The sequence below is a fragment of the Nitrospira sp. BLG_2 genome (assembly GCF_049222245.1).
Map to the genome: position 1 here is coordinate 1 of NZ_JBLYIG010000710.1, position 6,063 is coordinate 6,063.

The following is a 6,063-nucleotide window of genomic DNA, read 5'->3' on the forward strand; positions in this document are numbered from 1 at the left end:
GCGAATAAAGGTCTGGAGCGATTGCGACGTAGCCTTCTCTTGCATACCGCCTTGCAATCTCTTTTATGTGTTCCGTAAGGCCCCACCATTCCTGGACTATGATGACGGCGGGTCGTTTGCCCTTGGTGTCTGGACCGGCCACGAATGCCCGCATTGTGACCACTTTCCCACTCGGGTACTGAACGTTCGTCTCTCGGATGGATTCAGCCATGAGCCACCTCCGCACTTTCGCAAGTGCTGAGTCCTCAGCGTTAGGTCCTGAGTGTTGAGTTCAAAACTACCAGACGGGAATTGTGAGGGCTCTTACGCTTCAACTCGGAACTCAACACTCAAGTCTCAGCACATATTTCAATTGCCTGCGACCATCATCTCGGAGATCTTCAATGTGGGGCTCGCAATACGTCCTCGAAATACAAGATCGCTTCCGATTATTTCGATATCCTTGAACATCTGTTTCAGGTTGCCGGCGATGGTGATTTCTTCGACCGGGTAGGTCAACTCCCCGTTCTCGATCCAGAACCCGCACGCGCCGCGCGAATAATCGCCTGTGACCATATTGATCCCGAACCCGATCAACTCGGTGACATAGAGCCCCTCCTTGACTGAACCAATGATCTCGTGAGGGCTCTTCAGCCCGGGGACAAGATAAAAATTCGTCGGGCCGACGGAAGGACTCTCGCCCACGCTGCGTGACGCATTGCCGGTGGACGGCAACCCCAGTTTCTTTCCAGAATAGGTATCGAGCAAGTAATTCTTCAGTACGCCGCGTTCTACGATCGTATTCTTCCGGGTAGCCAACCCTTCGCCGTCAAATGGGCGAGATCCAAGACCTCCGACCATCCTACCGTCGTCATACACGGTCAGCAGATCGGAGGCAATCGTCTGGCCCAGTTTGTCGAGAAGAAACGAGGCCCGTTTGTAGAGACCGTAGCCGGACACGGCGCTGCATAAATTTGCCAGCAGACTTCCGGCCGTTTCTTGATCGAACACGACCGGTACTCGCTTCGTCGCCACCTTGCGCGCGCCCAGACGGCGAACGGCTCGCCTGGCCGCCTCCTGCCCGATCGATTCCGCGGATGCCAACCGTGCAAACTTCCGTTGAACCTCATACCATGCATCCCGCTGCATGGCCCCGCTTTCGGCTTCGATCGCAATCGGAGAGACAGACAGTGAAAAATTTGAGCTTTTGTAGGACCCGATGAATCCGTGGCTGTTCGCCAGCACCACTCGCCCGGACGATGAGTCGAACTCCGCACCTTCTGAATTCGCGACACGTGGGTCGGCGGCAAACGCCGCCGCTTCAGCGCGCTTGGCCCAATCGATCTGCGTTTCCGTATCGAGCACCGTCTCGTCATAGAGATCAAGACTCGGCTGTTCTGTGGCCATTTGAGCCGCATCCGGCAATCCTGATACATCATCCTCAACAACCGCCTTCGCCAAGACACAGGTGTCTGCCACGAGCCGTTCGAGGGACTCTTGGGTGAAGTCGGACGTAGAAGTGGTGGCCGATCGCTTTCCGATAAAGACACGCAGGCCCAGCCGCTTCTCTCTCGCTTTCGTCAACCGATCGACCATGCCGACCCGCACTTGGACCGAAAGGGTTTCCCCATCGGCCACCACGATATCGGCCTCCGTCGCACCGCAGGCTTTAGCACGAACCAAAACATCGGCAGCCAGTTGGGCATAGCCGTCGGCCGTTATGATCGGTTCTGTTCCTTGTTGCTTTTGAAGCACGAGCCCTCTTCTCCGTCACTTGTCATTGGTTAGTCTCTTCACGGACCGAGTGACCAATGACCCATGACCATTGACTCTCTTAACGTTGCGTACCGCCGACCGTAATTTGGTCGATTTTAATGGTCGGCAAGCCGACCCCGACCGGCACGGATTGACCGTCTTTACCACAAGTACCGATGCCATTGTCGAGTTTTAAATCATGTCCCACCATCGATACCCTGGTGAGGATCTCGGGCCCATTGCCGATCAACGTGGCTCCCTTCACCGGTGTCGTGATCCGTCCGTCCTCGATGAGGTAGGCCTCGCTGGCCGAGAACACGAACTTCCCATTGGTGATGTCAACCTGCCCGCCGCCGAATGAGACGGCGTACAGCCCTTTTTTCACCGACCGGATAATGTCCTGGGGATCCGACTCACCGGCCAGCATGAACGTATTCGTCATCCGAGGGAGCACCACACTTTGATAATTCTCACGCCGACCGTTACCGGTCACCGGAATCCCCATGAGGCGGGCATTGAGCTTATCGGTGATATAGCGACGGAGGATGCCCTTCTCAATGAGGACGGTGCGGCTGGTCGGCGTGCCTTCATCATCCATATTCAACGAGCCGCGGCGGAACGGAAGGGTTCCATCATCGACGATCGTACACACGTCCGATGCCACGCGTTTCTCGACCAGATTCGAGAAGGCCGATGTTTTTTTTCGATTAAAATCGGCTTCCAATCCATGTCCGATCGCTTCGTGCAACAGGATACCTGGCCATCCGCCGGCCAATACAACAGGCATCACCCCGGCCGGAGCATCCACCGCGGACAAGTTTAGGATCGCTTCTCTCGCGGCTTCTCGCGCATAGCTCAAGTGCCGATTGTCCTCGCGGTAGAACTCGAATCCCACCCGGCCCCCTCCACCAAAGCTACCAACCTGTCGATTGTCACGGTCCTCGGCAATGCAGGTAATCTGTAGACGGGATAACGGTTGGATGTCGCCGACCAGCGCCCCATCGGAAGTCGCAACAGCCACCACCTTGTATTCGGTGTTAAAAGAGGCCATCACATTCTTAATGCGCGGATCGTACCGCCTGGCTTCGGCATCGATTTCATTCAGCAGGGCCACACGATCGGCCGTCGCCACCTCGGCCTTCGCCCGTTCAATGGGATACAGATCTCTGGTTGGTCGACGCTGGGTGGGCACCGGAACAGGAGAATCCCCTCTGGGAGAGTTCGCGATGTAGCGCGCCGTATCAGCCGCAACCTCAAGATCCTTCTTCGTTAATTCATCCGAGTAGGCAAACCCCGTTTTTTCGCCGGCAGTCGCACGGACCCCCACCCCTTGAGACACGCTTTTTGCCGCGCGTTTAACGATACCTTCCTCCATCGAAACCGATTCCGAGGTGCGGGACTCGAAATAGAGATCCGCATAATCAATATCCCTCGCGTTCAAACGATCGAGCGCGTGCTGGGCTTCGAGTTCGGTGACACCGAATTTGGCTAGCTGAACCGGCTCGAGCATAGGTATGCCTCCTCGTCCCTTCGGCTGATAGGCGAGTATAGCCCATTCATTTCAACGGTCGCAATGCGATGATTTCTCATTGAGCATTTCCGAGTTATCGTTTGACATTCCATACCCCCGACAGTAGACTTTCTCCGCTCCTCCTCAGGCTGGCATGAGGAACGTACTCTAGGCTTGTATGTCACATCACCCCGCTTCAAATTTTGACCATCTATCCGAGGGCGAATTGACCGCCAAGTTGGAGCCGGAACTGCTCCCGAAGCATGTCGCTGTCATCATGGACGGCAACGGCCGGTGGGCGGAACTCCGCGGTCTCCCTCGCATCGCAGGCCATCGCGAAGGCATCAATTCGGTCAGAGAGATGATCACTCTCTGTCTGGAACTCGGTATCCGCGCTCTGACCATTTATGCATTTTCGCAAGAAAATTGGAACCGTCCGACACAAGAAATCAGCGCACTCATGGAGCTGTTGGAGCATTACCTTTCGACGGAGCGGGCCAGCTTGATTGAGCAAAACGTGTGTTTCCGCGCCATCGGCCGCCACGAGCTGCTTCCTCCATCGGCCCAGCACTGGGTTCGCACGACCGAGAAAGAAACGGCGCACCTTGATAAGCTGAGCCTGACGGTCGCCCTCAGCTACGGAGGACGAGCAGAAATCGTTGACGCAGTGAAAACCATGATGGAGGATGTCCAAACGGGAACGCTCCAACAGGGCCTTATCGATGAAACCACGATCCGGCAGTACCTCTACACGCACCCGCTCCCTGACCCAGACTTACTCATTCGGACGAGCGGAGAAACCAGGATCAGCAACTTTCTCCTGTGGCAGCTGGCCTACACCGAATTGTGCTTCACGCCGACCCTATGGCCGGATTTTCGGCGACGCGAGTTCCTGCTCGCTCTGATCGAGTATCAGAGACGGGAACGCCGCTTTGGTCGAGTGCCGAGCACCGTGCCTTCATAACCCTAGTGGGAAGCCCACCCACCACCCAAGCGATCGCTCACTCGATATCCGTGATTACCCCACCAGCACGCACCCGACGATTCGATCTCCGGCGTCTCTACACGGCAGCTGCGCTTATCCCGGCGGTCTATGGCATCATCGCGCACCTCGCGCCATGGGCCTTGACGCTGCTCTTGATCACCGTAGGATCCATTGCTCTGGTGGAGCTTTATCAAATCTGTTTTCAGTCTCGTTTCAACCGTCTCATGGTCGGAGTCGGACTTGCAGCATTCGTCCTGGTCGTAGCCCATGATCACCTGGCATTCGCCTTGGCGTATCTGCTGGCTGCCTTGGTGCTCGTTCTGCCGATCGTTATTTTCATAGTATCCGGTCGGACTAATCGCCGGGGTGAAAATATACTGATCATCCTCTTCGGTGTGCTGTATGTCGGCTTTCCCCTCAGCACCGTGGTATCGACTCGCTCATTGCCGGCGGGCGCATTTCTCGTGTTGTTTCTTGCGGCGGTCACATGGGCTTCCGATACCGGTGCCTACTACGCCGGAACCCTCTTTGGCAAACACCCTCTCTTGCCGTCGGTGAGTCCCAAGAAGACAGTCGAGGGGGTACTCGGGGGACTCGCACTGGCCATCGGTGCTGCATTATTGGCTCAGTGGTGGTTTGCTCAACAACTCTCATCATCCGATGCGTTGATCCTTGCCGTGCTGTTGACGGGAACTGGCCTCCTCGGAGACCTTTTCGAATCGGTGATCAAACGCCGGATGGGTGTCAAAGATTCCGGTGGCATCCTGCCCGGCCATGGCGGTATGTTGGACCGACTCGATAGTCTCTTGTTCACCGCCCCCACCTTTTACTACTATGTCGCTTACGTTCGCGGCGTATCGTCGCTATAAGGGAATGGAGAGGAGAGGATATGAAGTCGATTGTCATCCTGGGATCAACCGGTTCGATCGGAACCAATACACTCGATATCGTTCGACGGTTCCCCGATGAATTCCGCGTCGTCGGACTGACGGCCGGCAATAATATCGACAAGCTTGAAGCGCAGGTCCGCCAATTCAAACCAAAAGCCGCGGCGGTCTCCAGTGAATCCTCTGCAGCGTTGCTCCGAAACCGGTGCGCCGATCTCCCGGTGGAGATCATGGCCGGGGAAGAAGGCATCACCCAGGTGGTATCGATGCTGGACGCCGAATTGGTGATTTCGGCCATTGTGGGTGCGGCTGGACTCGTTCCGACCTTGTCGGCCATCCGAAGCGGAAAGCACATTGCCTTGGCCAATAAGGAGCCGATGGTGATGGCTGGTAAGCTGATGCAGGACGAGGCCCGAAAACATGGTGTCAGGATTTTCCCCGTCGACAGCGAGCACAGCGCCATCTTTCAGTCATTGGAAGGACATCGGATTGAAGATGTCCGGCGATTGATTCTGACGGCGTCCGGCGGAGCTCTCTGGACACTGACCCAGGAGCAGCTCCAGAATGTCACGCCGGAACGAGCTCTGGAACACCCCAACTGGAAGATGGGATCCAAAATCACCATCGACTCGGCCACGTTGATGAATAAAGGGTTGGAAGTCGTGGAAGCCCGCTGGCTTTTCGATATTCCCGAGTCAAATATCGACGTTCTCGTTCATCGAGAAAGCATCATTCACTCTCTGGTAGAGTATAAAGATCGGTCTATGATCGCTCAATTGGGACTTCCGGATATGCGAACCCCTATCTCTTATGCGATGCGTCATCCGGTCAGAATGGCCCTTGACCTCCCTTCACTGGATTTGACGGAGATCGGACAATTGACATTTTGCAAGCCCGACCATGATCGCTTTCCTTGCCTCAACCTCGGGTACGAGTCGCTCCGAATC

The 6,063-nt window shown here is 56.0% G+C and carries 6 protein-coding genes; 3 read left to right on the plus strand and 3 right to left on the minus strand.

Translation table 11 applies throughout. The annotated features are described in order from the left end of the window. The 3 genes from ACOSYY_RS18680 to tldD form a co-directional block, all read right to left on the minus strand. A partial coding sequence (locus ACOSYY_RS18680) for a dienelactone hydrolase family protein (protein WP_421664381.1) occupies positions 1–211 on the minus strand: 211 nt, incomplete at its 3' end. A gap of 137 nt (positions 212–348) precedes the next feature. Next, entirely contained in the window at positions 349–1,734 is a 1,386-nt protein-coding gene (locus ACOSYY_RS18685; RefSeq protein ID WP_421664382.1) for a TldD/PmbA family protein, read from the minus strand. Between the two features lie 79 nt (positions 1,735–1,813). Further along, positions 1,814–3,244 (minus strand): metalloprotease TldD, encoded by a 1,431-nt coding sequence (gene tldD, locus ACOSYY_RS18690; protein WP_421664383.1) that lies wholly within the window; start codon positions 3,242–3,244, stop codon positions 1,814–1,816. A 178-nt stretch (positions 3,245–3,422) separates the two neighbouring features. Between tldD and uppS the strand changes: the two genes are divergently transcribed. The 3 genes from uppS to dxr form a co-directional block, all read left to right on the plus strand. Continuing rightward, complete coding sequence (gene uppS, locus ACOSYY_RS18695) at positions 3,423–4,208, plus strand: undecaprenyl pyrophosphate synthase (RefSeq protein WP_421664384.1); 786 nt, start codon at positions 3,423–3,425, stop codon at positions 4,206–4,208. Positions 4,209–4,258: 50 nt separating this feature from the next. Beyond that, a complete protein-coding gene (locus tag ACOSYY_RS18700; RefSeq protein ID WP_421664385.1) occupies positions 4,259–5,098 on the plus strand; it encodes a phosphatidate cytidylyltransferase in 840 nt (279 codons plus the stop codon). Positions 5,099–5,118: 20 nt separating this feature from the next. Next, positions 5,119–6,063: 1-deoxy-D-xylulose-5-phosphate reductoisomerase (gene dxr, locus ACOSYY_RS18705; protein ID WP_421664386.1), on the plus strand; the 945-nt coding region annotated here is incomplete at its 3' end.